Genomic DNA, 25,679 nt, shown 5'->3' on the forward strand with positions numbered 1-25,679 from the left:
GCGACGTTGTCGCTAGGGATGCGTATAATACATCCTTAATTTTTCGAGTCAACACTTAATTTCAAACTTTCTTTCGATTATTTGAAACTGAAGTTTCACTTGACTCTCTGCTACGTTGTTCAGCGTCTTTCGTTGCTGCCCGCCGTGTCAGTGGGGTCGCATTATAGGGAGATCCAAAAACAGATCAACACTTTTTTTCGATCTTTTTACTGTTCGCTCAAAAAGCGAACTAAATTTACCGAAAACAGCAAAAACGGTCGCTATTATGGCTGTTTTTTAAGCCAATATTCATAATTTAATGCAAATTTCATTGCTATGTTCATTTAACTCGTTAAGATAGCAAGTTCACAATGTTAAATTAATGTTTATTTCTTGTTTATTGGTAGATCAAAATGAAATTACCCGATCAAAAATCTTTTCTTTTCTCCGTTATTCTTGCTGTTTTAGGTTTTGTGGTTGTTAAGTTCGCACTTGCAAGCTTAGCTTTAGACCCAGCATTGCTATTTGGTGCAGGCTTATTAATTGGTGCTTTAGTTATTGCAGCACTTTCATCAGCGTCAAGTGAGGAGGCCGAAGTAAAAACAAAAACACTTTATGTTGGCAACCTACCTTATCGTGCTAATGAAGGTGTTGTTCGTGCTTTATTCGAAGAACAAGGCAAAGTTTTCAATGTACGTTTATTAAAAGATAAAAATACAGGTAAACGTCGTGGCTTTGGTTTTGTTGAAATGGCTGAAGCTGATGCAGATAAAGCAATCAATCAATTAAATGATAGCGAATTCCAACAACGTACTTTAAAAGTGCGTGAAGCAAAACAAAAACAAGAGAACGAAGCTAACAGCTTTCGTGAGGGATCTGATCAGTCAGCGTAATAAGCTCAACGCTTAATTGCGAATGACCAATAGGAGCCGTTGCATAATAGTGCAACGGCTTTTTTTTATCTGTAGTAAGAGTAAAGCCTCGTAGAGCAATTAAACTTTCAACGCGCTTAGCAATCGCTTTGCCTGAGTCAATAAGGAAGATCTGTTGTTTATAGTAGTCACTGATCGCACTGGCTAGTAATGGAAAGTGTGTACATCCAAGTACCAATACATCTATATCTTCTGCTATCGCTAAATCACTCAATACATTCTCAAGCTTTGCTTTATTGATTTTCTGCGTATGAAATAGTGTTTCTGCAATTTCTACCAGCTCAGTTGAGCCATATAAGCTGACTTGTGTGTCTTGGCTATGAGTACTAATTAAATTTGCAGTATAGCGACTCTTGATGGTTGATGGTGTTGCTAGCAAACCAATATGTTTGCTGTTACTGATAGCGCAAGCAGGTTTTATCGCAGGTACTACCCCGACAACTTCTATATTTGTGTGCTGGCGAATAGTTTCTAAGGCTGATGTAGAGGCGGTATTACACGCAATAACTAGGATATCAACGTGTAAGTTTGCTGTTTCGATAAACTGTAGTAGCGCAAAAAGGCGGGCTATGATCGTTTGCTGACTTTGCGCGCCATAAGGCAATAAAGCATTGTCCATAAAATAACTATAATCAGCATCTGGGAGCAATGCTTGGATCTGTTCAAGTACGGTTGATCCACCTATACCAGAATCAAACACCATTATATGAACTGACAAACTGCTTACCTCGGATCATCAAAGGTCAGCAGTTTGCCATGCAGCTTTATAAAAAGAAAGAAAGGACTAAGCCTCTTCTTCTGTTGCCGAGCGTAGCTTATTCATTTGTTCGAACATTGCTTTGGTATAATCCACCAGCTTACTGACTTCTTCTTTATCTTGGTTTAACCATTGTAAGATGCCAGCCAGTTCATTTTGCAAACCAATATCGCCCGCTTTATTAAACGCCTGTTTCAAGTCGTCATTAAATGGCGCTATTTTCTCAGCAACTTCTTTTTCAGGGGCTGGTTTATATTCTTCATAGCCTTTAATCGCTGCTACTGTTTTGGTTTGTTTCAGATCCATCGTAAAGCCGACTAGTTGCTCATTACCTAAGTTCAGCTCTTTAGCTTGTTCAAAGGCATCTTCTAATGAGCCAGAGAAGAATGTTTCGCTAACACTCTGCAAGTCTTCCATCAATTCATTGATAGCCTGCTGCTCTTGCTCATTTAAATCACCATTGACCGACATCGAGAATGATAAATCACGTGATTGCGAAGACTCACTGACAAAGGCTTCGTTGTCGCCATTTTTGCTATAACTGCTTGCAGACTTACTTTCGTATGCATCAGCAAAGCTAATACTGACTTCATCACCTTCAGCGGTGGTGAAAGTGTACTCTGCGTTATTACTTAAACTGATGTATTGAGCTTGGCTTACTGAAACCGCATTAGGTTTAGGATTGAACAAGTCTTCTTCTAATTCATCAATACCTTTAAAGATACCTTCTTTAGACTTTTCGATACCCTCTTCGATGTCATCGTTAAGAATACCTGACTCTTTAAGCTCATCATACGCATCGTCGATGCCCATTTGCACACCTTTACGTGCATCACCTAGCATGCCTTTGAGTTTTTCATCATCAGCACCATCGGCTTTTGCTTTACGAAGTGCACCGCCAACAAAGTCGAGTACGTTTTTCACGATCTCTTCAAAGTCGAACAAGGGTTTATCTTTTTTCTCCTCGGCTTTAGGTAAACCTAGTGCCTCAGCAAGTTTATCATCAAGAACTTTTGCCGCGAGTTCACGACCGCGTTGCTGATAACTATCTTGACGATTTTGAATGGTAGGCTGCTGCAATGCCTGTTTACCATTGTATTTATTCACATTTGTATTAGGCATATAGCCTAGGTTGCCAATTTTCATGATCCGACTCCATGTTATGGTTAACTCATTATCGGCCAAAAACCACAAAACTTAAGTTTTTTGTATAAAAAAACGACACTAAAATAAATAACAAAACTAGACAAATCCTCAGCGCTCCCTACAATAGCGCCGTTATAAAGCTAAGAGATAAAAGGTAATCAGCCATGGCGGTTATAAAAATTGATACAACTCAATACGATGCACAATTGAGTGAGAAAGAGCAGCGCATCACCTCACAGTTTCGACGTTTTGGGGTCGAAAAATTAGAAGTGTTCGGCTCTGATCCTATTCATTACCGCCAACGTGCAGAGTTTCGTGTTTGGCATGAAGGTGAAGACCTGTTTCACATCATGTTTGATCAACAAACTAAAGAAAAGATCCGCGTAGATGAGTTTGACCCTGCAGCACCTTTAGTGGGTGAAGTGATGCAAGCGATGATCGAAAACTTAAAAGACAATGAAGTTCTACGCCGTAAGCTGTTTCAAATCGATTACCTTTCAAGCTTAAGTGGCGAGATCCTTGTTAGCTTGTTGTATCACAAACAACTAGATGAGCAGTGGCTACAAGCAATTCAAGAGCTTAAAGCAAAACTGAGCACACAGTTTAAGATTGATTTTATTGGCCGTGCTCGTAAGCAAAAAGAAGTGATTGGTAATGACTATGTTATCGAGCGTTTAAACGTAAACGGTAAAGAGCTTATTTATCAACAAGTCGAAAATAGCTTTACGCAACCAAATGCTAAAGTAAACATCAAGATGCTAGAGTGGGCACAAGCCCTTTGCCAACCACTCAATAATGACTTACTGGAGTTATATTGTGGGAATGGTAACTTTTCGATTGCTCTTGCAGGCTCATTCGACCGCGTATTAGCCACTGAGATTTCAAAATCATCGGTTTACTCAGCGCAATACAATATCGCACAGAACAAGGTTGAGAACTTAGATATCATTCGTATGTCGAGTGAAGAGTTCACCCAAGCAATGAAAGGCGAACGTACTTTCTCTCGTTTAGATGGCATAGACCTGAAAAGCTATAACTGCCAAACAATTTTAGTGGATCCACCACGTGCTGGCATGGACACGCTAACTTGTGATCTCGTTGCGAACTACGACAATATTATTTATATCTCGTGTAACCCAGATACCTTAGAACGTGACCTTGATCACTTATGCAAAACCCATGAAGTAAAACGTTTTGCGATTTTTGACCAATTCCCTTACACCCACCACATCGAATCAGGTGTGTTTTTACAACGTAAATAAAATCAATCTGCCAGCGCAGCAAATAGCGCTGGCAACTGCTGCTCGCTGTATACTGCTATATTATTGTCGGTTAACAGCTTTGCAGTTAATCCCATCCCTGAAATTTTCTTTCCTGAATGACTACCATCGTAAATAGTATTGCGACCACATGAAGGGCTTGATTCTTTTAACAGCGCATAGCGAATGCCCTGCTTTTTGCAAAGCTTAAGTGCTTGTTCTGCGCCATAAGCAAACTGTACAGTGACATCTTGCGCATCTTTGGTAAGTACTCTACCCGCTTTGATTTCTGCAGGCGGCCTTGGTGTAGGTAAGCCACCAGCTACTTCGGGGCAAAATGCAACGAGCCTTCCTTGCTGTTTAAGGGCTTCTAAACCAGGATGGAGTAAATTTTGCGATTGCCCGTCATAACGAACAGGATTTCCTAACAAACAGCTTGAAACTAATAGTTTTTGCATTTGCTTTACCAACAAAAAAGCTCCGCGAACGGAGCTTTGAATTAAATTCAACTAACTAAGCTTATTTATCAGCTAGGTAGTTAATTAAGTCTGCCATGCTCTTCGCATCGCTAATACCTGAATCCGCACCTAGGATTACACGGTATTTACCATTAACAATAAAAGTTGGAACGCCTTTTAAAGCACCTTTTTGTTGGTAATATTCTTGATCGCGTTTCATCTTAGACGCCATAGTACGTACAGAGAAGCTGTTGTAGTACTTATCAAAATCTTCAGCCGATACACCTTGTGAAACAAAGATGTCTTTCATATCCGCTAGTTCGTTAATACGAGCACGCTTACCGTGAATATGATTAAACACAGCGGCTACTAACGCGTCTTTCTGTGGTAACACATTAGCCGTCGCATAACCTTGCGCTAAGATAGTCTGAATTTCTGGGTCACGAGGACCTGAAAAATCAACATGACTCTTTTTGAATTTAACGCCATCTTTAAGAAGTGTTTTAAGCTCTTTCACTACTGGCTCGAAGTTATTACAATGTGGGCAGTAGAATGAGAAGAACTCTTTTACTTCAGGCTTTTTAGAAGCGCGTGCATCAATCGTTTCATAATGCTTACCTTCTTCATATTGAGCAGCTGTGGCATTTGCCGCTAAACCTAGCGTCGCAGCCATTAATACAGCTTTTACTAACTTGATCATTACTTCTTACTCCAAAATTATTGTTTTAATAAAAATTCGACTAACTCATCAAGCATCTGCTGGCTCTTGATGGTGTTTAAATTGATTTTATATTTATCATTGACGATAAAAGTTGGTACACCAGTTAGGGCGCCCATATCTGAATATTTTTGCTGCTTATCTTGCATCGCTTTTTCAGCACTAATCACTGGCATGCTTGCAATTTCAGCGTCAAACACTTCGTTGCTGATACCATTAGTTGCAAGTAGTGCTTTCACATCTTTCATGTCTTTAAGTAAAGCGCGTTGTCTGTGGATGCTATTAAAAATTTGATCAGCAACTTGCTCACCTTTGCCATGTTGCTTAGCAATTAAGTAAGCATAACTTAAGTTACTTTGCGTTTGCTTAGATACACCACCTAAAAAGTTAACATGGCTTTTTACAAATTCAGTCCCTTCTGGAAGACTTGCCGTTAATGCTTTTGCGACCGGTTCAAACTGAAAACAGTGTGGACAATAAAACGAAAAGAACTCGGTTACTTGAGGTGTTGCACTTTTCTTAACTTTTAATACTTCGTATTGATTGCCTGCTTCAAAATCAGCAGCAAGGGCCGCAAAAGGTAAACATAAAATGAGTAGACTTAACTTTAATTTTTTAAACATTGTTCTCTCGTCTTTCTTAACTTTAAAAATTTATGGTAATAATTTTAATGGTGCTTCCTGTAGCGCTGCAAGCTGTTCTTTTAGCGCTAGTATTTGCTGCTCCCAGTATTTGTCTTCAGCAAACCATGAAAAGTTCCGTGGGAACGCAGGATCATCCCATCTTTTTGCCAACCACCCCATGTAATGCACCATTCGCATCGCTCTAAGTGGTTCAATCAACTTTAATTGGCTGTGATCAAAGTCGCAAAATTCTTCATAAGCAGCCACTAAGGTGTCTAACTGTAACAGTTGGTTGTTACGATCGCCACTGAGCATCATCCAAAGATCTTGAATAGCAGGCCCTTGTCGGCTGTCATCTAAATCAACAAACATTAACGCGTCACCAGACCACAATATATTACCGGCATGGCAATCGCCATGCAGGCGGATGGTTTCAACATTTTTATACTGCTCTGTGGTTTCTTTAATCACCAAATCTAAAATAGTATAAAAGGCATTCTCTAATGCCATTGGCACCAAGTTACTTGCTTGTAACTGAACTTTAGCTGTCTGAAGGTATTCTTCGCAACTGATCACAGGCCTATGTTCAAATGGCCTTGCCTTAGCTACTTGGTGCATTCGCCCAATTAAGCGGCCAAGTACATCGAGTTGATCTAAATTATCAACTTCAAAAATGCGCCCGCCCACACTTGGGAATAACGTAAACAAATAACCATTATGTTCAAATAAGCTTTGCCCTTCGATAATAACAGGCGCAACAACCGGCACTTCGGCCTCGGCAAGCTCAAATGCAAAGGCATGCTCTTCTAAGATTTGCGCCTTACTCCAACGCTCTGGTCGGTAAAACTTAACAACATAACGATGGCCATCTTCTGCTTTAAATTGATAAACACGGTTCTCGTAGCTATTTAAGGCCAGCAGACCTGATTCAGCATAAACACCGATACTTTCAACTGCATCTAAAATTGAATCGGGTGTAAGGTCTACAAAACTAAATTTACTCATAATGCCTCATCATATAAAAAAAGCGGGAAAATCCCGCTTTTTATTCATTTGCTCAGTGTACTTAATTATCGCGCCTTAAAGAAGTTACTCGGCTGCGAAATCTGCACATCTGGCTCACCATCGACAGAAAGTACGAACTCAAACTTCGTCATGGGCTTTTTCAAATCATAAGGATCAACAACTAATGACAGAGGCACATTATAAGATTCGCCAGAAGGTACTGTGAATGTTTGTTTGCCGATGTATTCAAAGTTCTCGAGTCCTTCAACACGAATGTTAAAGGTTTGCTCATGCTGTGCTTTGTTAATTACTTTTAGTGTATAGGTGTTTTCAACTAAACCATTAAAGTCAACACGATATAGCTGGTTACGGTCACGAATAATATCGAGTTCCATCGGTTTGCGCATCGCAATATTTGCTACTAGCGCCCCTGTTAGCACTACTAAGATAACTAAATAGCCAATTAACTTAGGGCGCAGTGCATGTGTTTTGTTGTCTGGCGTTTCTAAGTTACGTTCTGTAGTGTAAGAAATGAGTCCGCGTGGGTAATTCATTTTATCCATCACCCCATCACACGCATCGATACATGCACCACAGTTAATGCACTCATATTGTAGGCCGTTACGAATATCGATCCCCGTTGGGCACACCTGTACACATAAGTTACAGTCGATACAATCACCTAAGCCCAGCTCTTTTGGATCTTGCTTACGTGAACGTGGACCACGGCTTTCACCACGCGCTTCGTCATAGCTCACGGTAAAGGTATCTTTATCGAACATAGCTGACTGAAAGCGAGAATAAGGGCAAATGTGTAAACACATAATCTCACGCATCCAACCGGCATTACCATAGGTACACACTGCAAATACGGCTAAGCAAATATACGAATACGCTGTTGCATCAAGCGTAAACAGATCAGGCAATAGCTGACGGATTGGCGTAAAGTAACCGACAAAGGTAAATGCAGTATAAAGCGAGAATAACCACCAGCTGCCGTGTTTAGCACTTTTGCGCCAAAATTTATCAAAGTCCATTGGGCGTTGATCTAGCTTCTTACGCTGATTTGCACTGCCTTCAAACTTTTCTTCAAACCAAATAAAAATGAAGGTCCAAACGGTTTGCGGGCAAGTATAACCACACCAGACCCGACCATAAAAGGTCGTCACCAAGAACAACGCAAACGCTGCCAACATTAAAATGAAAGCAAGGATAGTCAGATCTTGTGGCCAGAGCGTTAAACCAAAAATGTTAAACTTTTGCCCTACCAAATCGAACAGCACAGCTTGTTGGCCGTTGAAATTAATCCAAGGTAATAGCATAAATGCAAGCATGCCGACAAAACCAATCCGTTGTCTTAACAGTTGGTGCAAACCTGTTACAGCTCGGACATAAATACGGTTACGTGGATTAAATCTATCATCGAGGGAAGCGTTTTCCGGTTTCTGGATTTTTACTTCCGTTGGGATATTTTTAACCTTAATCTGTTTATCCATTAAAATTCCTCAACGCCACTAGGAAATAATACTCAAACATATGTTTGCAGTAAGAGATTCTCTGTGCCAATAAGCAAATCAGAATACATCTCATTACGTTCAAAGATTTCTGAAACTTTAAATCTATAGAGCATTATACTCAATCTATAGAAAATTTCAGGGATTGATCGAAAATACGACGTTTTAATTATTTAAACTTATCTGCTTGCTTTTAAAACGACCATTTTATTAAACTTGCACCTATACCGTATTTATTTAGATCAAAGATTATTGTGCTATGAAAAAATTTCTTATTTTAGTGCTTATTATTTTAGCACTTTTCACGATTGATCATCCTTTGATCAAAGAGCCAAGAGAAAGGTTACTAGGTGAAGGCGTAAGCCTTATTTCTGATGCCAGTAAAGTCAACCGAAGTCCTGCGGCAAATATGGCTAAGAATAATATTAAATCACAGCTGAATTTATCTAATTCAGAGCTTGAGTATATTGAAGAGACCTTTACCACTGACGATAAACTACAAGTTTTTCACTTACACTACTGCCGTGAAAAAGATATTAACTTATATTTTTATGGCGAACGCTTAAACCGCGTATGCAGTATTGTCTCGAACGCACTTGAAGAAAGGCTAAACAAGTAATGGACTTTTCAGCTTTAAACAAAAAAACCAGCGACTCGTTTGCAAAACAGCGCAATATGTTAAAAAAGCTGGGTAAGGGGCAAACCTTATACTGTGAAGTATGTAAAGGCGCCCTTACCTTAAATTTGAAGACTGATCAGCCAGGTAAAGGCGTTGTAAGCTGTGCCAAAGGTTGCACAGACATCCTATTAGAGCTGGGTTAGTTCCAGCCCTCATCATTATATAGTTGGCTATTTACAGCAACGACCTCAATGAGCTCAGCAAAGCCAGCAGCAAATTCATTCATCACTTCATACTGCTGCTGACATAGTTGCCCTTCAGATAAACCATTATCAGTTGCAAGGGCTGCGATATCGCTACTTTCAAGCGTAAAGAAAGCTAAGCTTTGCAGTGCACTAGCCAACGCTTCTTTAAGCTCATCTGCTAACTGTGGTGCAGTTAATAGCTTATTAACGTAGCCTTGTGCACCATGCATAAAGCCTTGGCTCCAATGCTGACATTCTTGAATGTCTAAGTATTGCTGCCCTTGAGAGCTCAACTGTAGGCTCACAGGTAATGTAAAACCGGTTTCGAATACTTGTTCGCTGATCTGTTGATATAGGGCCATAAATGCAAACAGCACTTGCTCATCCATTTGCCCATCAGAGCCTGGGGCAACCTCTTCTAACCACTGGTGAACATCAAGCGGTTCTGGTGCACAAATCACGGCAAACAAGTAGCCTTGGGTTTGCGCCAAGCTAAGTGCATCTTGATGCTGCGCTAAAAACTGACTTAGAAGCTCGCTTTGCTGCTTTGAAAACTCAGGTAACTGCATACTGTTCGATTAATCCAATTTAAAAGTTAAGCGGATAACGGCCTTCGCTATCAGGACGACCAAGAAACTTAGCTGCATCATGCACTTCTTTTGGTAAACTTGCTTCAGGTTTAATATAACCAGCTACTTTAAAGTCTAGATTAGCTTTTAATACTGCATCAGCTTCAAGCCCCAAACGGTTTTCTGGATCTACCAGTACTGCTACATCACCGGATTTACAGCTTAGACGGCCGCTCAGAGGACCAATGCTAAACCAGTTGTTCATTCCTTTAACATCAATGTTAGGGCTCGCAATTTCACCGCTTAGACTTTCACAGTAAGGCTGACCTGAGCTGTACTCGTCTAAATCAACTATTACGCGGCCTTGTGCACTAATCGGTAAAGGGAGCTGTAAACGCTCCATGGCACGTTCAACCGTTAAACGTAAAGTAGTCTTTTTCACAGTGATGACTTGGTTAAAGAGACCATATGTAAAATCACCATGGCCAGAAATATCAGCTTTATCACGAGGATTGCCAAAGCGCACCGTACCCACTAACTTACCTGTGAACAATGACCAGCCCGATAACTGCCAACGCACATTATTTAATTGCTCACCATCAAAACGTACCTGCATGATGCGGCCGTCCCAAAGCGTGCCACTGGCTTTACCTAATTGTAATTGCTTTGGTAAATGCGGCTTAGCTAAATCAAGTGCAACGGCAGCGGGTGTTTTTACCAGCGTAAACACCAAAAAACAAATCACAAACACTGTGATTAATAAAATAACTTTCTTCATCGTTTACTTCTCTAGTACCAAACGACTTACACGCACAAAGCCTGATTTGTCATCTTTACTTAAATCTAAATTCTCAATTAGTACGCCGTGCGAATTAACCAGTTCATCAAGCCATTCAACGAGGTTATTAAACTCAACAGAATCAATTGTTAAACGAAGTGAATTGTCATTCGGCTGCATTTTACTAATGATAATTTGATAACGATTACGGGTGCTATTAACGATTTGGCTTAAGCTACGGCTGCTCGTATTACGTGCGTTACCGCTTGCTTTTAATTTAGCAATGCTCTCATCAACCCAAACTAATAGCTCTTGCTGTTTTATAGTGTCTTGCTCTGCTTTTTCGATAGCCGTGTTAAGTGGACGAAAGACTCCCATAACGAGTACAAAAATAACAAATACTACACCTGCAACCATAACTAGTTGTTGCTCTTGTTCTTTCAACGAGCGCCAGTAATTGATTATTTGATTTTTCATGCCGCACCTCGTAACTTAATTTCACCAACGACAAAATCACCATCATTATTTAGCGAGCCCTGATCAACGGTTAAGCCGCGCTGTTCTAAAATTGCTTTTACTTTACTAAATGACTGGAAATCTTTACCTCGAGCACGAATACGTAATTCGTTTCGGCCTTGATCATAGCGTAGCGTTTCTGGTGTGAAGTCTTTAACTTCACTAAAAATCGCAACCAGATCGTTAGTCAAATCTAAAAAGCCTGCCGTACTACCAGCATCGATTAATGCAAGTTCATTACGAATTTGGCTGCGAATTAGTTGCGGACGCACTTTCTTATTAGGAAATGCACGCTGATAATTAGCAACTACTTCGGCTTTCATTGCTTCAAGTTCGATATTTAACTTATAGAGCTCAAGTGATTTAACACCGACACTACAAACTAACGCTACACCTGCTGCAATAGCAGCTTTTTGCCAATAGCCCCACCAAATCGCTGATTTTTTCTTAAGCTGATAAACGCCTTGGCGCAGGTTAAAATTAACCTCAGGTAACTGCTTAGCAAATAAGGCTAAAGGTAAATCGTATTGCTGCGTTTGAGCGCTAAGGTTAACTGTATCAGGAAAAGCCGTTGCAGGGCTAAAGTGTGCAACATCAGTGTTACCTAATGCTGTTAAATAGCCAGCAAGCCAACTTGTCTCTACAGCGGCAATATGCCAGTTACCGTGTTTGCATAGCCACTGACCATTAAGCTCAATAGCGCGTAACTGAGTGTTGTCATCTACATCAGGTAACAATAAAGCATCCGGCAGTATTTTATAAACTTCGATGCCATGCTCATTGAACTCAGCCAGCCATTGCTCAAACCATTCACGATCGGTCATCGCGATGTTTATCGCGTGCTTCTCATCAATAAGTGTTGGCTCTGCAATCGCTATGAATAAGTCATCAACATCACAGGCTATTTCTTCTTCTAGCATGTAAGGAAGTGCTTGCTCTAACTTGCGGCTCCACTTGGTTGGCAATGCGACCGTTTTTAGTTGCACTTGATCACTTGGTAGTAGTACAACCACTTCCCGTGATTGTGCTCTTTCTGTTAGCTCACCAAGTTGTGTTGCATTGGCAATTTCGCCGCTAGCAATTATTTCTTGTTCTGTTGGTGAGTAAATTAGCCAGTTAAGGCTGTCTTTTAATGTTTGACCCGTACGGATCAACAATATCTCTGTCACTGTACGCCTCCAAATTTTCGCGCCAGTATCGTTACTGTACCATTAGTGGCATGGAGTAAGGTGGTCATCGAAAAACGCAGTTCTGCAAATTCAGCCTGCGTTTGTAGTTTAAAATATTCACTGTTGATACTGAATAGGTCTTCAACGGCTTTCACATTTTGTGCGCCTTGTTGATTAACCTCTTCAAAAAATGCTTCTAAATCATCATAACCATCTTGAGGACGTGATGATAATACCGCTTCAGCCCCTGAAAGACTTAAGCCATCAATAAGCGAGCTTAATATAATGGCACTTTCTACAGGTAGTGTATTAACATTTATTTCTAATAACTCACTACCTGGAATAACACACACAAATGGTAAAAGTTTCTCCATAACGAGTGGGTTAAAGCCCTTTACTAAACGAAGCTCTGAGGTCGAAGCAAAATAACTATTTGCCGTCATATATGGGTATTGTCGAGATAAGTACTCATCTTCTTCTGCACCTGAGCGATAGGTAATGCTATCAGCGTCTAACCAATCAAACACGCTATCGGCCATGGCTTCTTCAGATTCATCAGTTGGTAAGTCTTCAATATTTTCTAATAATGCCAACAGTGCCTTATGTGCTGGGTTCGTTTTATTATTTGGATCCGTTTGTTGATCGGGCTTTACATGCAATGCATTTAAATTCAAACATGCTTGTAAGTCTGTAATTGTGCCACTTAAGGTGCCATTATCAACCGGATAAGGGACCCCACCCTGCTGTGCCCAGACTTGCTCTAAATGCGTTTTATCAGGATCATCTTTTTTAGTTTGTTTTAGTGCTTTAATTGCCAGCTCTTCAGCTGCAAAGGCATACCATTTAGCCTGTTGATGGTTTTGAATATTGCTACTACGCTGCACTTGCACCATCAAATTAGCACTCATCTCAACGGCTAACATAGCTGCTAGCGCCACAATAAATAGCACAATAACAAGCGCAGCACCTTTAGAACGTTTAATAGTAGTCATAGCTAACCACCCGTTCCGTTATTATTACCATTATTTGCTTGGGCAGTGACTTTGCCTTCACCTGGCACTAAAAACACGCGACGAATTGGTTCCTGTTCTATTTTTTGAATAGTGACTGCCACCGCTTTTGGCAGTGCTTTAATTTGCCACTGTTCTTGCCACTCATCTTTGTCATCTAAAAATTCAAATTTAAGGTCTTCAATGTCTTCTAAAATGACTTGTGAACGCGGTTCCATGTTATCTAGTTGATCAACATACACCCGATACACTCGCTCAAGCTTGTCATCTATGACGCGGTAACCAACCGCTTGCAGTTCAGAACGCGGCAGTAAGTTAATTGGGTTAACCCAACCATCACGAACAAAGCCAATGCCATCGTATTGGCTATCAAGAACATAACGACCAGCTAACACATACGTGTCTTGAAAATCACCAGCTTCGTTTCGCACCTGACGCTTAGTCATTTGACTAAAATCTTGGTCCATCAAACGAAATAAGGTTTGAAAGCCATTTAACTCAGCAATTGTCTCGTCTGAGGCTTCTTTTGCTTTGGTTGTCGAATCCAGTATTTGATGGGTCGATAACACCACAAAGGCTAAGATGCCCATGGCGACTATCACTTCAAGTAAGGTAAAACCGCGTTGCTTCACTACTTATCACCTTTATTCAAATAAGTAGAAAGCTCATACACTGGGTATTCAAGTTTTTCATCGGCGAACACATTAATGGTGACCTTTACAAAGGTTTTATCAGCAGTGGGAACCACGTCCTGACGCCAATACCACTCAAAACCAGCGAGCGTTTCAGTACCTTTAACGCCATTTTTGCCTGTCCATTTATCGCCTTTGGCACGTTGCTCAACCATTACGTTCTCAGCAACCCAAGAAGCATAAGTTTGCTCTTCAATCGACGACAGATGATTAATATGCTCACCGGTTGCCTGCATTGCGGCAATACCGGCCATTGCACAAATAGCCAGTGCGACCATCACTTCAAGTAAGGTAAAACCTGCTGACTTATTCATTATTCAGGCTCCATACGAAACTTTACCGGGGCCATAAATTCGCCTTCGATAAAATATTGCGGTTCACGCTCTTCTTTAAGCTCGTAAACCAATTGAAACGCACTGACTTCGCCAGAAGATAAAATAAGTACCTGCGGTATTTTGAGCTTTTGTAGCTCAAGTAGGCTGTCTTCGTCACCACCGCTCATTAATTCACGCCAGTTTGACTGCTCTAATAAGTTATCTTGTGCCCAGGCTAAATCATCAAGGTTAAGAGTGAGCTTAAAGCGTTCATCAACCTTAATTGGGGCAAACAATTTTTCACGGTCAAAAGTAACCCACTTATCACCGTCAAAAACTAAAAATTCAAATGTATCTTGGTCAAGATGAAAACCCAGCTCAACCTGATTTAAAATCGCAAACTCAGACGCCATATTAATCGTAGTATGTAATCTGAGCGCTTGTTTTTCGAGTTCTTCTTCAGCACCACCATCAAAACTGTAGGCAACCATCTTGGTGACAAAACCAATCACCACGAGCACCATTAATATTTCGATGAGGCTAAACCCTTTCGCGTGCTTAACACGGCCAGCCAAACGCAAACGACCAAGGCTTACCATAATAGTAAGCCTTGATGTGTATAAGCTTTGTTCAGTTGGCTGAATTTAGGCATTATTACTTTTCTTCATCCCAGTTACCGATGTCATCATCAGTACCTGCTTCACCATCAGGACCCATTGAAAAAATATCAATTTTACCGACTTCTCCTGGGCTGATTAGTTGGTAAGGGTTACCCCATGGATCTTCTGGTAATTTCTCAAGGAAACCGCCATCAGGAAAACGTCTTGGAATTGGCTCAATGCTTGTTTTATTTACTAACGCTTCTAAGCCTTGCTCTGTGGTTGGATACGCTTTGTTTTTAAGCTTGTATAGGCTTAACGCATCTTCAATTTGTTGAATATCTAAGTGTGCTTTATCGATTGCAGCTTCTTCTTGCTGACCCATGATATTTGGCGCCACAATTGACATGATCATACCGATGATAACCAGTACTACCATGACTTCTAGTAATGAGAAACCTGACTGTTTGTTCACAAAAATACCTCTAACTTTCTTCAAAAATTTATTATAGAGCGGCAGTGTTAGCTGCTAATTGCTCTAGTGTTCCCTAATTTAAAGACCTACAGCCTTATTCATTGCCATAATCGGCTGTAGTATTGCCATAACAATAAACAATACAATTACCGCCATTGAAGCAATCATCGCAGGCTCTAATAGTTTCAGAGACACGTTTACCATGCTCTCAAACTCACGATCTTGGTTATTTGCAGCACGCTCAAGCATTTGCTCAAGTTCACCTGATTTTTCACCACTGGCTATCATGTGTAGCATCATGGGTGGGAAAAGTTTGGTTTGCTGAAGTGAAGCACGAAGACTCGCCCCTTCACTCACGCGTGTTGCAGCATCTTGCACCGACTTTTTCATTTTTTCGTTAGCCAGTACACCACCTGAGATACGCATTCCTTCAAGTAGCGGCACTGAGCTTGACGATAAAATACTTAAAGTTCGAGCAAAACGCGCCGTATTAACACCGCGTGCTACCTTACCAATGCCCGGTAAATGAAGCACTTTTTTGTCATACCAGTAACGAATATGCGGCTGCTTAAGCGCTTGCTTAATGGCCACAGCTAACACAGTTATAATGACTAAACTAATAAACCAGTAGTTTTGCACAAAATTACTGGCGGCCATTACCCATTCGGTAGTCCAGGGTAATACTTGTTTTGATTTTTCGAAGGTCTTCAAGATTTTTGGTACCACAGTACCTAACAATACAGAGACAATCGCAATAGCAAATACCACCAGAATGGTTGGATAAACCATCGCCTGTGTGATTTGACTACGCATATGCTGACGTTGTTCCGTGTAATCAGCTAAACGATTTAAAACTTGGTCTAGGTGACCTGATTTTTCACCGGCTGCCACCATGGCACGATACAAATCATCAAATACATGCGGAAACTCACTCATGCCATCTGCTAAAGTGTAACCTTCAACAACCTTTGAACGTACAGCCATCAGCATGCGCTTTAAACGCGGCTTTTCACACTGCTCAGCCACCGCCATTACAGCCCCTTCAACAGGTAATGCTGACTGGATTAAGGTTGCGAGCTGACGAGTGATTAATGCTAAATCTGAAGTCGAAATTTTTGGTTTAAAGAAGCTACCAAATAAAGAGCTCTTTGCCCCAGTAGCTTGCTTTTCACCTTCTGCAGCAGCAACGACTTCTAAAGGCATTAAACCTTGATCGCGCAAAGTTTGGCGGATTTGCTTTACCGTATCGGCTTCAAGAATGCCTTTTTTCTCTTTACCTCTGCCATCAAGGGCACGGTATTCAAATGCTGCCATGATTAACCTTCCTCACGTGTTACACGCAAGACTTCTTCTAAGGTAGTGCGACCTGCAAGTACGCGATTACAGCCATCTTGGCGAATACTTGGACTATGTTTGCGAATGTATTTTTCAACACTTTGTTCGCCTTTACCGCTGTGGATCATTTCACGAATTGTTTCGTCTACAACGAGTAATTCATGAATGCCCGTACGACCGCGATAACCATTAAAGTTACACTCTTCACAACCAACTGCACGATAAATTGTTGGCGGCTCAGCAGGATTGACACCTAATAACTGACACTCGCGCTCATCAGCAATGTGACCTTCTTTACAGCTATTACATAAAGTACGTACAAGACGTTGTGACAATACACCGAGTAACGATGATGACAGCAAGAAAGGCTCTACGCCCATGTCTTCCATACGCGTGATAGCACCAGCAGCTGTATTAGTATGCAGTGTCGACATAACCAAGTGACCGGTTAATGACGCTTGCACACCAATTTGTGCTGTTTCAAGGTCACGGATCTCACCGACCATTACTACGTCAGGGTCTTGACGAAGGATGGCACGTAAGCCTCGAGCAAAGGTCATATCTACCTTGGTATTAACCTGAGTTTGACCAATACCTGGGATCTCGTACTCGATTGGATCTTCAACAGTAAGAATATTGCGGTCTCGTGAGTTGATTTGGCTCATGCCCGCATACAAGGTGGTACTTTTACCAGAACCCGTAGGACCGGTTACTAAGATAATACCGTGTGGCTTACTGATTAAATCAGCAAACAATTCACGGTTACGCTCAGTCATACCTAAATCTTCTAGGTTTAGGCGCGCGTTGTTTTTATCAAGTAGACGTAGCACAACACGCTCACCAAAGCTTGATGGCATCGTCGATACACGCACATCAACAGCACGACCTGCAATACGTAAACTAATACGACCATCTTGCGGAATACGTTTTTCAGCAATATCTAGTTTTGCCATAACCTTAATACGCGACACTAGCAGTGAAGCGAGTTTACGGTTCGGCTTTAATACTTCTTTTAATACACCATCAACCCTAAAGCGAATTACTAGCTCTTGCTCGAAGGTTTCGATATGAATATCTGAAGCACCTTCTTTAATTGCTTCGCTCAGCATCGCGTTGATCAGCTTGATGATTGGCGCATCGTCATCACCAGCTAGTAGATCTTCAGTTTGCGGTAATTCATCTGCAAGCGAGAATAAATCAACCTCGTTGCCGATATCTTCCATCATTTGCTGTGTTTCAGAGCTGTCACGCTGATAAGAAGCCTCAAGCAACAGCTCAAATTTGTCATCAGGTAATTGTTCTAGCGAAAAACCATGACCCGCAATACGGCGTACTTCTAGTAAAGCATCAACATCTAACTCACCGCGATAATACACAGTCCAATTATCTTGATCTTTACTCAATAATACGCCTGTACGACGCGCGTACGAGAATGGCAAACGCTTGGTTGGCAAGCTAACAAGATCATCACTTGTTAGCAGCTCATCATGACTTGCCGGTACTTCTGACGCTAGCTCATCATTGATTTCTGTAATTGCATTAGTCATCGTTGCGCTCATTCGCGTTTTGTTGTTTTAGGTATTCTTCGTACGTTGGCGGTAATATCAAGGCATCATTCCATTCAGGAAGAATTGGTGCATCCGTCAACGGCATTAAATCAATACCATCTTCTTTTTGCTTGTGTTGTTCGCCACGAATAAAGTTATATTTCGAGTGGCTCAATTTATTCATGCTGATGCCATCGCGTACAATGGTAGGACGAATAAATACAATTAGATTACGTTTACGCTTACTCGTGCTGGTTGAGCGGAATAAATGACCAAGTACCGGGATATCACCTAATAATGGTACTTTAGAAACACTTTCTTGCACGTCTTCATCAATCAAGCCGCCAAGTACAACCATGCCGCCATCATCAGCCATAACCGTGGTTTTAATAGCACGTTTGTTTACTGAAATATCAACCGCAGTCGCACCACTTACACTTGAAACCTCTTGTTCAATCGTTAATTGAACTGCTGAGCCATCATTGATTTGTGGTGTTACTTTCAGTTTCACACCCACTTCTTGACGTTCAACTGTTTGGAATGGGTTAGCGTTATTTGAGCCTGTTTGCGAACCTGTGATAATCGGTACTTCTTGACCAACAATCATTGATGCTTCTTCGTTATCCATGGTCGTTACAGACGGCGTTGCAAGAATATTAGAGTTAGTGTCCGTTGAAACAGCTTGGATAATTGCACCCCAGTCGTTTTTAACAATACCCATGGCTAGACCATTGATACCACCAAGTAGTGAAGCAAGTGCTGTTAAGTCACCTTCTTGTGTTTCAGAGGTACTTGTCACAGTGCCAGTTTCAGTACCGACTACCGTGCCTTCAATCGTTTTATCACGCGCTTGTTCAGCAGCAACAGCTAACGAACCAACAGGTACTGTGGTGCCATTGTTGAACTGCATCATTCCGCCTTGCTCTGAAATCCACTGTAAGCCTAAGTTGATACCATCGGCTTCTAACACCTCAACGATAATAGCTTCAACTAAAACCTGAGCACGACGAACATCAAGACGTTCAATAACTTGCTCAAGCGAACGCATGGTGTCAGGCTGTGCAGTAATTACGAGTGAGTTTGAATCTGGGTGTGCTTCAATGCTTGTTTCGTTTTGATTACGTGAGCGAGTTTTTGTTGCACCGCCTTGCGCGTCTTCTGCTAATGTCTTGCTTACGCCCTGCAATACTTTTACAAGGTCTTCTGCTTTGGCGTAATTAAGATAGATAACCTTAGTATTACCTTGGTTTTCTAGCTCACCATCTAAACGGCTAATCAATTCAACAGCACGTGTACGCGCTTGTGCTTCACCACTGACAATCACACTGTTAGTACGACCATCAGCAACAACTTTAGGGATTAAAAACTCAGGAACACTCCCTTTGCCACCATCTTTGTAAATATTCTCAACAACCGACACTACATCGTCAGCGGTTGCAAATTTAAGTTTTACGATATCAACACGCTTATCACCGGCTTGGTCAACCGAACGAATGATTTCAACTAAACGGTTAACTGACGCGGCATGACCGGTCAACATCATCACGTTTGCTGCATTGAAGTTAGCAACGTGGCCGCCATCTTTTTGGTCGCTAAATTGACGAACTAGAGGGCCAAGCTCTTGTACGCTTACATTTTTAACACGTACAACACGTGTCACCATCATATCACCACTGGCTTGGTTATCATCTGTGATCAGCGGTACATTAGATTTTTTAGCATCAGAACTTTTTTCAATTTTGATTATACCGTTATCCATTTCAACAGCTGAATAACCATAAACCTCAAGTACGTTTAAGAAAAACTGATAATAAAGCTTTTCGTCCATTAGCTCGTAACTGCGCACATTGACTTTACCGCGCACATTCTGATCAATAATGACGGTTTTATTTAAGTTTTTACCTACGATATTAATAAACTCATTAATATCTGTGCCTTTAAAGTTAGCCGCATACTCAACAGCAGATACTGAAAGCGATAATCCTGTTAATAAAAAAAGCGCTGTATATTTAGCTAACCCTTTTTTGATTTTTGAGAGGTGTAGCGCGTGAACCATTCTATAAAAACTCCAAAGCTAGTTATTGCAGGCTAAATTGCACATCAATTTGCTCACCATCGCGTTCGATAGTGATACTTGCGTCAGTACTATTTCGTAATTCGTTTATTGCTGACATTGCCTGTTTTAAATCATTTAATTGATAGCCATTAATCGCAATAGCTAAATCATTGTTCATTAGTCCCATCTGCTTGAATAAAGCAGGATCTTTACCTGGGCTTAAGCGATAACCCACTAACTCACCATTAACCATCGCTTGAGAGACGCGAATGTAATCAAATAGTTTACCGGGATCATCCAATACTTCTTCACGCGTTTCGATAAGAGCTTCTTTTACTTCTTCATCTTCTGTCGCATTTATTTCATTATTATCGATAAGCTGAGGACCAGCTTTTAACTCTGACTCTTTACGTGCTGCCAATACAGGCATAGACACTTTTTTGGTAAAGTCGAGGCCATCCAGCATTAAGGTTTCAAAACGACCGCTTACATCTAAAATTACTCGGTCAGGTAATACTTGAGCAAGCTTGGCACGAGTGCCTTTAATTGCATCATCGACAACATAGGTTTCTTGCTTGCCTTGAGATTCAATAATAGCAAGACCCGCTTGATCATTTTGGCTGACCGCAACAATACCAGTTAGGTTAATACTTAGACGTGTTTCAGGGGCATTGTTAATGACTTGATTTTGTTTCGCGGCAGGTTTTTTAGTTTCGACAACAACTTTGCCGAATAGATTTTGTTCAATAATTTGGCGAGAGCTGACTGTCTCAACTCGTTTAGCCATGCTGTTAACACCGGTTACTGGCAGTGCTCTTGTATCGGGTTCTGGCCACACAAGCCAAAACAGCTTAGATGACAAAAAAGCAATGTAAACAACAACTAACAGCACTACAAATGCACTTAGCTTGGCATGAGGTAAGCCGTTTAAAAACTGTTTAACTTGTTGTAAGTGTTGATCCATAAACTCTATTTCTTATTTTAATTTACTGCTTGATAGCTGGCCTATAGTACCTTTTCATTTTTCATTCAACAAGCGCACGTATATTAAACTTTGTAAACAAGGTAATTTCGACAAACAGGGGCTGCAAGGAATAACTATGACTATTTCTTTGTGATTAAGTTTCATGGTAAATTTTGCCTATATATAAGCAGCTTTAAAAGAGCACAATTGTGTCAAAAGGTAACACTCAAAAGTCGCAAGACAAACAAGACGAATTAAGCGTGCGCCTTGATAAATGGTTATGGGCTGCTCGCTTTTATAAAACCCGCTCAATAGCACGAGACATGGTGCAAGGCGGCAAAGTACATTATAATGGACAACGTACCAAGCCCAGCAAAATTGTCGAAGTAGGTGCAGTGGTAAAACTGCTACAAGGGGTCGACGAAAAGGTTGTGACAATCGAAAAGATCCTTGAAAAACGTCAAGGTGCCCCCATTGCACAAACCTTATATCAAGAAACTCAAGCTAGTATTGAGAAACGCGAAGCAAATGCTATCGCCCGAAAGAATAACAGCTTCTTTGCTCCACATCCTGATCGTAAACCAGATAAGAAGCAAAGACGTGAACTGTTAAAAATGAAATCAAGTTAGGTAATGCAACTCATGCAACAAGATTTACTTCATCGTTATATATTTGATCAGCTCGATGTACGTGGCGAACTCGTACAAATTGAAAACACTTATCAAGAGATGATCGCAAACCATAATTACCCAGCACCTGTGCAAACCTTATTAGGTGAACTACTTGTTGCTACCTGCTTATTAACAGCTACTTTAAAGTTTGAAGGCGAAATTGCCGTTCAACTTCAAGGCGACGGCCCTGTTAAATATGCGGTAATTAATGGTGACGATAAACAAAACATGCGAGGCATCGCACGTCTACAAGGTGAAGTAACCGGTAGCTCAATAAAAGACTTAATTGGTAATGGCTATATGGTTATTACAATTACGCCAACTAAAGGTGAGCGATACCAAGGTATTGTACCGTTAGAGCACGATAGCTTAGATAAATGCCTTGAAAACTATTTTGAGCAATCGGAACAGTTAAAAACACGTCTTTGGTTTGCGACTGAAGTAACAGCAGACACAGCCAAAGCTGCAGGCTTATTCTTGCAAGTATTACCTGTAAATAAAGATAAATCTGTTGAAGACTTCACTCATCTTGAAGCGATCAGTAACACGATTAAAGATGAAGAGTTGCTAGGTTTAGATGCCAATACTGTTCTGACTCGACTTTACCATGAAGATAACCCTCAGTTATTCGAACCACAGTCTATTAGCTTCCGTTGTGGCTGTAGCAGAGACAAAACAATTGCTGCATTAGTAAATGTAGGTCAAGACGAATTACTTGCCGACGTGCAAGCAAATGGTGAAGTAAAAATTAGCTGTCATTATTGCTTAAAAGATTACATCTTTAACGAGCAAGATATTAAAGCCATATTTAATTAATACACCATAATAAATATTATTATATTAAAAGCCGCCATCAGTGCGGCTTTTTTATTAAAAAAAATATCAAAACTAATGATACCGGTGTCATGAAAAAGCGCCATTTTATGACACCGGTATCATTGAAATTATTCATGTTTTTTGCCAAATATATGCCTTTTTAAGCCCTTCAGACACTCGAATATCCCTAATCCTTCTGTTACTATTATTTTAGCAAAAGGGAAAACTAAGAACCCCAGAGCTATCCCGTTCAATCTCTCACAATTTAGGTATAAACATGACTGCAAACGCTACTAGTTTTGTTGATCTTACAGCAGCTGAACTTGTCGAACACGCTATTCGTCGTGGCGAAGGGACTCTAGCCGCTAATGGTGCTTTTGTTGCTAAAACCGGTGTACGCACTGGCCGCTCTCCAAAAGATCGTTTTATTGTTCAAGAGCCAAGCACTGAAAACGAAATCCAATGGGGCAACGTAAACCGCCCATTCGATGCAGACAAGTTTGATGCGCTATGGGCTCGTGTAGAAGAACACGTGAAAAGCAACGACCACTTCATCTCTCACCTAGAAGTTGGCGCTGATCCTGAGCACTATTTACCAGTTGTAGTTACAACAGAAACTGCATGGCATCATATTTTTGCCAAAAACATGTTTATCGAACCTCAAACATACAATACTGCTGACTTTCCTGAGTGGCAGGTAATGAATGTACCTTCATTTGTATGTGACCCAGAGCGTGATGGCACTAACAGTGACGGCACTGTAATCATCAACTTCGCACAACGTAAAGTACTACTAGCTGGTATGCGCTACGCAGGCGAAATGAAGAAATCAATGTTCTCTGTACAAAACTTCCTACTTCCTGCAAAAGGTGTATTACCAATGCACTGCTCTGCAAACGTAGGTGAAGCAGGCGACACTGCGTTATTCTTCGGTCTATCTGGTACAGGTAAAACAACATTATCTGCAGATCCTACTCGTTTCCTTATTGGTGATGACGAGCACGGTTGGGCACCTGGTAGCGTATTTAATATCGAAGGCGGTTGTTACGCTAAATGTATCGATCTTTCACAAAAGAACGAACCAGTTATTTGGAATGCAATTCGCTTCGGTACAATCTTAGAAAACGTGGTACTTGACGAAAACCGTGTTCCAGATTTCCATGATACAAGCCTGACACAAAATAGCCGCGCAGCTTATCCACTAGAGCACGTTGAAAAACGTAAAGTAGAAAACCGTGCTGGTGAGCCAAAAGCCGTTGTGTTTTTAACATGTGACGTGAGTGGTGTTTTACCACCAGTTTCAGTACTAACTGAAGAAGCTGCAGCGTACCACTTCTTAAGCGGTTACACAGCAAAAGTAGGTTCAACTGAAATTGGTTCAACAAGCGACATCGAGTCTACATTCTCAACATGTTTCGGTGCACCGTTCTTCCCACGTCCTGCTGGCGTTTATGCAGAGCTTCTAATGAAGCGTGTACGTGAATTCGGCGCTAAAGTATACCTAGTTAACACAGGTTGGACAGGTGGCCCTTACGGTACTGGTCAACGCTTCGATATCCCGACTACACGTGCTGTAGTTGATGCAATCGTATCAGGTAAACTGGCAGATGTTGAAACTCAACACATCGACGTTCTAAACCTAGATGTACCAGTTGCAGTTCCTGGTGTAGACAGCCAACTTCTTAACCCAATCAACACATGGGAAGATAAAGAGAAGTACGCAGAATACGCGAACAAACTAGCTTCTGACTTCACTGAAAACTTCGCTAAATACGATGTTTCAGAAGCAATCAAATCAGCAGGTCCAAAAGCTTAATATTAAGCTTACCCTCAGATTAAAAACGCCAGCTATATGCTGGCGTTTTTGTTTTTGGGGTATGAGTTAGGAAGAGTAAAGTTAGCGAGGGGAAAGTTGCAAGAGTAAAGCTTGGAAATCTGCCGTAGGTTGGGTAGAGCGGAGCGAAACCCAACACAGAGCTATCAGCTTTCAGCCGTCAGCGATCAACCGCGCGGTGTGGGTTTTTGGTGCTGCGTGTCCCTCTGCCGGAGGCTCTAGGCTCTAGGCTCTAGGCTCTAGGCTCTAGGCTCTAGGCTCTAGGCTCTAGGCTCTAGGCAAAGTGTACTTGTAGGAATGGCTTTATCCATGAATGTGTTTGTTATGGTCTAGATTCGGCTCTGAAGTGCCTCCTACGGGGTTTGTTGCTGAGGGTGACACTTTACTAAACAACCCCACAGTTCAACTTTACTCTTGCTAACTAGCAACTCGCTAACTCATGTTGGGTTTCGCTCCGCTCTACCCAACCTACCTGGAGGATGAACAGGGTGAGCTTAGAATGATTCTGTACTAAACAACCCCACAGCTCAACTTTACCCTTGCTAACTAGCAACTCGCTAACTCGTGTTGGGTTTCGCTACGCTCTACCCAACCTACCTGGAGAATGAACAGGGTGACTGCTGAGGGTGACTCTGTACTAAACAACCCCAGAGTTCAACTTTACCCTTGTTAACTTGCAACTCGCTAACTCATGTTGGGTTTCGCTTCGCTCTACCCAACCTACCTGGAGAATGAACAGGGAGTGCTGAGGGAGTCTCTGTACTAAACAACCCCAGAGTTCAACTTTACCCTTGCTAACTAGCAACTCGCTAACTCGTGTTGGGTTTCGCTTCGCTCTACCCAACCTACACGAAAAGTGAGCAGGGTGACTGCTGAGGGTGACACTGTACTAAACAACCAAACAGTTCAACTTTACCCTCGCTAACTTGCAGCTCGCTAACTTATGTTGGGTTTCGCTCCGCTCTACCCAACCTACCTGCCTAACAGCTCCAAACGCAAAAAAGCCCGACTCTTTCGAATCGGGCTTTCTTTAATTTGGAGCCTGGCGATGACCTACTTTCACATAGCAGCTGCTACAC

Annotated in this window: 27 protein-coding genes; 7 read left to right on the forward strand and 20 right to left on the reverse strand. The window is 41.4% G+C overall.

All coding sequences use genetic code 11. From position 1 onward, the window contains the following. Positions 1–392: 392 nt before the first annotated feature. Complete coding sequence (locus tag AUR67_RS06075) at positions 393–872, forward strand: RNA recognition motif domain-containing protein (protein ID WP_054564068.1); 480 nt, start codon at positions 393–395, stop codon at positions 870–872. Here the strand turns inward: AUR67_RS06075 and murI are convergent. Then, positions 835–1,629 (reverse strand): glutamate racemase, encoded by a 795-nt coding sequence (gene murI, locus AUR67_RS06080; protein ID WP_058584577.1) that lies wholly within the window; start codon positions 1,627–1,629, stop codon positions 835–837. The genes AUR67_RS06075 and murI overlap by 38 nt on opposite strands. Before the next feature lie 66 nt (positions 1,630–1,695). Further along, a complete protein-coding gene (locus AUR67_RS06085; protein ID WP_054554859.1) occupies positions 1,696–2,814 on the reverse strand; it encodes a DUF5610 domain-containing protein in 1,119 nt (372 codons plus the stop codon). A gap of 164 nt (positions 2,815–2,978) precedes the next feature. On the opposite strand from AUR67_RS06085, the gene trmA reads away from it, so the two are divergent. Then, complete coding sequence (trmA, locus tag AUR67_RS06090; protein WP_058584578.1) at positions 2,979–4,076, forward strand: tRNA (uridine(54)-C5)-methyltransferase TrmA; 1,098 nt, start codon at positions 2,979–2,981, stop codon at positions 4,074–4,076. A 2-nt stretch (positions 4,077–4,078) separates the two neighbouring features. Here trmA and AUR67_RS06095 read toward each other — a convergent pair whose 3' ends face one another. From AUR67_RS06095 to ccoG, 5 genes are all read right to left on the reverse strand, one after another. Further along, positions 4,079–4,531, reverse strand: a complete 453-nt coding sequence (locus tag AUR67_RS06095; protein ID WP_058584579.1) for a DUF523 domain-containing protein — start codon at positions 4,529–4,531, stop codon at positions 4,079–4,081. Positions 4,532–4,592: 61 nt separating this feature from the next. After that, positions 4,593–5,231 carry a thiol:disulfide interchange protein DsbA/DsbL gene (locus tag AUR67_RS06100; RefSeq protein WP_058584580.1) on the reverse strand — a complete coding sequence of 213 codons (639 nt, stop codon included), beginning with the start codon at positions 5,229–5,231 and terminating at the stop codon, positions 4,593–4,595. 17 nt (positions 5,232–5,248) lie between these two features. Next, entirely contained in the window at positions 5,249–5,872 is a 624-nt protein-coding gene (locus AUR67_RS06105) for a thiol:disulfide interchange protein DsbA/DsbL (RefSeq protein WP_058584581.1), read from the reverse strand. A gap of 30 nt (positions 5,873–5,902) precedes the next feature. Next, a complete protein-coding gene (locus tag AUR67_RS06110; RefSeq protein ID WP_058584582.1) occupies positions 5,903–6,877 on the reverse strand; it encodes a serine/threonine protein kinase in 975 nt (324 codons plus the stop codon). Positions 6,878–6,942: 65 nt separating this feature from the next. Continuing rightward, positions 6,943–8,373 (reverse strand): cytochrome c oxidase accessory protein CcoG, encoded by a 1,431-nt coding sequence (gene ccoG / locus AUR67_RS06115; protein WP_058584583.1) that lies wholly within the window; start codon positions 8,371–8,373, stop codon positions 6,943–6,945. A 277-nt stretch (positions 8,374–8,650) separates the two neighbouring features. Between ccoG and AUR67_RS06120 the strand changes: the two genes are divergently transcribed. Both AUR67_RS06120 and AUR67_RS06125 read left to right on the forward strand, forming a co-directional pair. Further along, on the forward strand, positions 8,651–9,010 hold the full coding sequence (locus AUR67_RS06120) for a hypothetical protein (protein ID WP_054564062.1): 360 nt from the start codon (positions 8,651–8,653) through the stop codon (positions 9,008–9,010). Beyond that, entirely contained in the window at positions 9,010–9,213 is a 204-nt protein-coding gene (locus AUR67_RS06125) for a hypothetical protein (RefSeq protein WP_054564061.1), read from the forward strand. Before AUR67_RS06120 ends, AUR67_RS06125 begins: the two co-directional genes overlap by 1 nt. On the opposite strand, the gene AUR67_RS06130 is transcribed toward AUR67_RS06125, so the two are convergent. The 13 genes from AUR67_RS06130 to gspC form a co-directional block, all read right to left on the reverse strand. After that, positions 9,210–9,824: a YecA family protein gene (locus AUR67_RS06130; RefSeq protein ID WP_058584584.1), complete on the reverse strand. Its 615-nt coding sequence runs from the start codon at positions 9,822–9,824 to the stop codon at positions 9,210–9,212. The genes AUR67_RS06125 and AUR67_RS06130 overlap by 4 nt on opposite strands. 19 nt (positions 9,825–9,843) lie before the next feature. Further along, a complete protein-coding gene (locus AUR67_RS06135; RefSeq protein WP_058584585.1) occupies positions 9,844–10,602 on the reverse strand; it encodes a type II secretion system protein N in 759 nt (252 codons plus the stop codon). 3 nt (positions 10,603–10,605) lie between these two features. Continuing rightward, positions 10,606–11,079 (reverse strand): type II secretion system protein GspM, encoded by a 474-nt coding sequence (gspM, locus tag AUR67_RS06140; RefSeq protein WP_058584586.1) that lies wholly within the window; start codon positions 11,077–11,079, stop codon positions 10,606–10,608. After that, a complete protein-coding gene (gspL, locus tag AUR67_RS06145; RefSeq protein ID WP_058584587.1) occupies positions 11,076–12,287 on the reverse strand; it encodes a type II secretion system protein GspL in 1,212 nt (403 codons plus the stop codon). The genes gspM and gspL overlap by 4 nt, the downstream gene beginning before the upstream one ends. Then, positions 12,284–13,279 carry a type II secretion system minor pseudopilin GspK gene (gene gspK / locus AUR67_RS06150; RefSeq protein ID WP_054564056.1) on the reverse strand — a complete coding sequence of 332 codons (996 nt, stop codon included), beginning with the start codon at positions 13,277–13,279 and terminating at the stop codon, positions 12,284–12,286. The genes gspL and gspK overlap by 4 nt, the downstream gene beginning before the upstream one ends. Before the next feature lie 2 nt (positions 13,280–13,281). Then, complete coding sequence (gspJ, locus tag AUR67_RS06155; protein WP_055022236.1) at positions 13,282–13,929, reverse strand: type II secretion system minor pseudopilin GspJ; 648 nt, start codon at positions 13,927–13,929, stop codon at positions 13,282–13,284. After that, complete coding sequence (gene gspI / locus AUR67_RS06160; protein ID WP_054564054.1) at positions 13,929–14,303, reverse strand: type II secretion system minor pseudopilin GspI; 375 nt, start codon at positions 14,301–14,303, stop codon at positions 13,929–13,931. The genes gspJ and gspI overlap by 1 nt, the downstream gene beginning before the upstream one ends. Continuing rightward, positions 14,303–14,902 carry a prepilin-type N-terminal cleavage/methylation domain-containing protein gene (locus AUR67_RS06165; protein ID WP_058584588.1) on the reverse strand — a complete coding sequence of 200 codons (600 nt, stop codon included), beginning with the start codon at positions 14,900–14,902 and terminating at the stop codon, positions 14,303–14,305. Before AUR67_RS06165 ends, gspI begins: the two co-directional genes overlap by 1 nt. Positions 14,903–14,957: 55 nt before the next feature. Beyond that, entirely contained in the window at positions 14,958–15,377 is a 420-nt protein-coding gene (gene gspG, locus AUR67_RS06170; RefSeq protein ID WP_054564052.1) for a type II secretion system major pseudopilin GspG, read from the reverse strand. Positions 15,378–15,455: 78 nt separating this feature from the next. Next, positions 15,456–16,691 (reverse strand): type II secretion system inner membrane protein GspF, encoded by a 1,236-nt coding sequence (gspF, locus tag AUR67_RS06175; protein WP_058584589.1) that lies wholly within the window; start codon positions 16,689–16,691, stop codon positions 15,456–15,458. A gap of 2 nt (positions 16,692–16,693) precedes the next feature. Beyond that, positions 16,694–18,259: a type II secretion system ATPase GspE gene (gene gspE / locus AUR67_RS06180; RefSeq protein ID WP_058584590.1), complete on the reverse strand. Its 1,566-nt coding sequence runs from the start codon at positions 18,257–18,259 to the stop codon at positions 16,694–16,696. Continuing rightward, positions 18,252–20,315, reverse strand: a complete 2,064-nt coding sequence (gspD, locus tag AUR67_RS06185) for a type II secretion system secretin GspD (RefSeq protein WP_058584591.1) — start codon at positions 20,313–20,315, stop codon at positions 18,252–18,254. The genes gspE and gspD overlap by 8 nt, the downstream gene beginning before the upstream one ends. A 22-nt stretch (positions 20,316–20,337) precedes the next feature. Then, positions 20,338–21,279, reverse strand: a complete 942-nt coding sequence (gene gspC, locus AUR67_RS06190) for a type II secretion system protein GspC (protein ID WP_058584592.1) — start codon at positions 21,277–21,279, stop codon at positions 20,338–20,340. Between the two features lie 206 nt (positions 21,280–21,485). On the opposite strand from gspC, the gene hslR reads away from it, so the two are divergent. From hslR to AUR67_RS06205, 3 genes are all read left to right on the forward strand, one after another. Beyond that, positions 21,486–21,908: a ribosome-associated heat shock protein Hsp15 gene (gene hslR, locus AUR67_RS06195; RefSeq protein WP_370316790.1), complete on the forward strand. Its 423-nt coding sequence runs from the start codon at positions 21,486–21,488 to the stop codon at positions 21,906–21,908. Positions 21,909–21,920: 12 nt separating this feature from the next. Continuing rightward, a complete protein-coding gene (hslO, locus tag AUR67_RS06200) occupies positions 21,921–22,766 on the forward strand; it encodes an Hsp33 family molecular chaperone HslO (RefSeq protein ID WP_058584593.1) in 846 nt (281 codons plus the stop codon). Between the two features lie 277 nt (positions 22,767–23,043). After that, entirely contained in the window at positions 23,044–24,582 is a 1,539-nt protein-coding gene (locus tag AUR67_RS06205; RefSeq protein WP_055199452.1) for a phosphoenolpyruvate carboxykinase, read from the forward strand. Positions 24,583–25,679: the final 1,097 nt, after the last annotated feature.

This window comes from Pseudoalteromonas sp. XI10 (genome assembly GCF_001469895.1).
GTDB lineage: Bacteria > Pseudomonadota > Gammaproteobacteria > Enterobacterales > Alteromonadaceae > Pseudoalteromonas.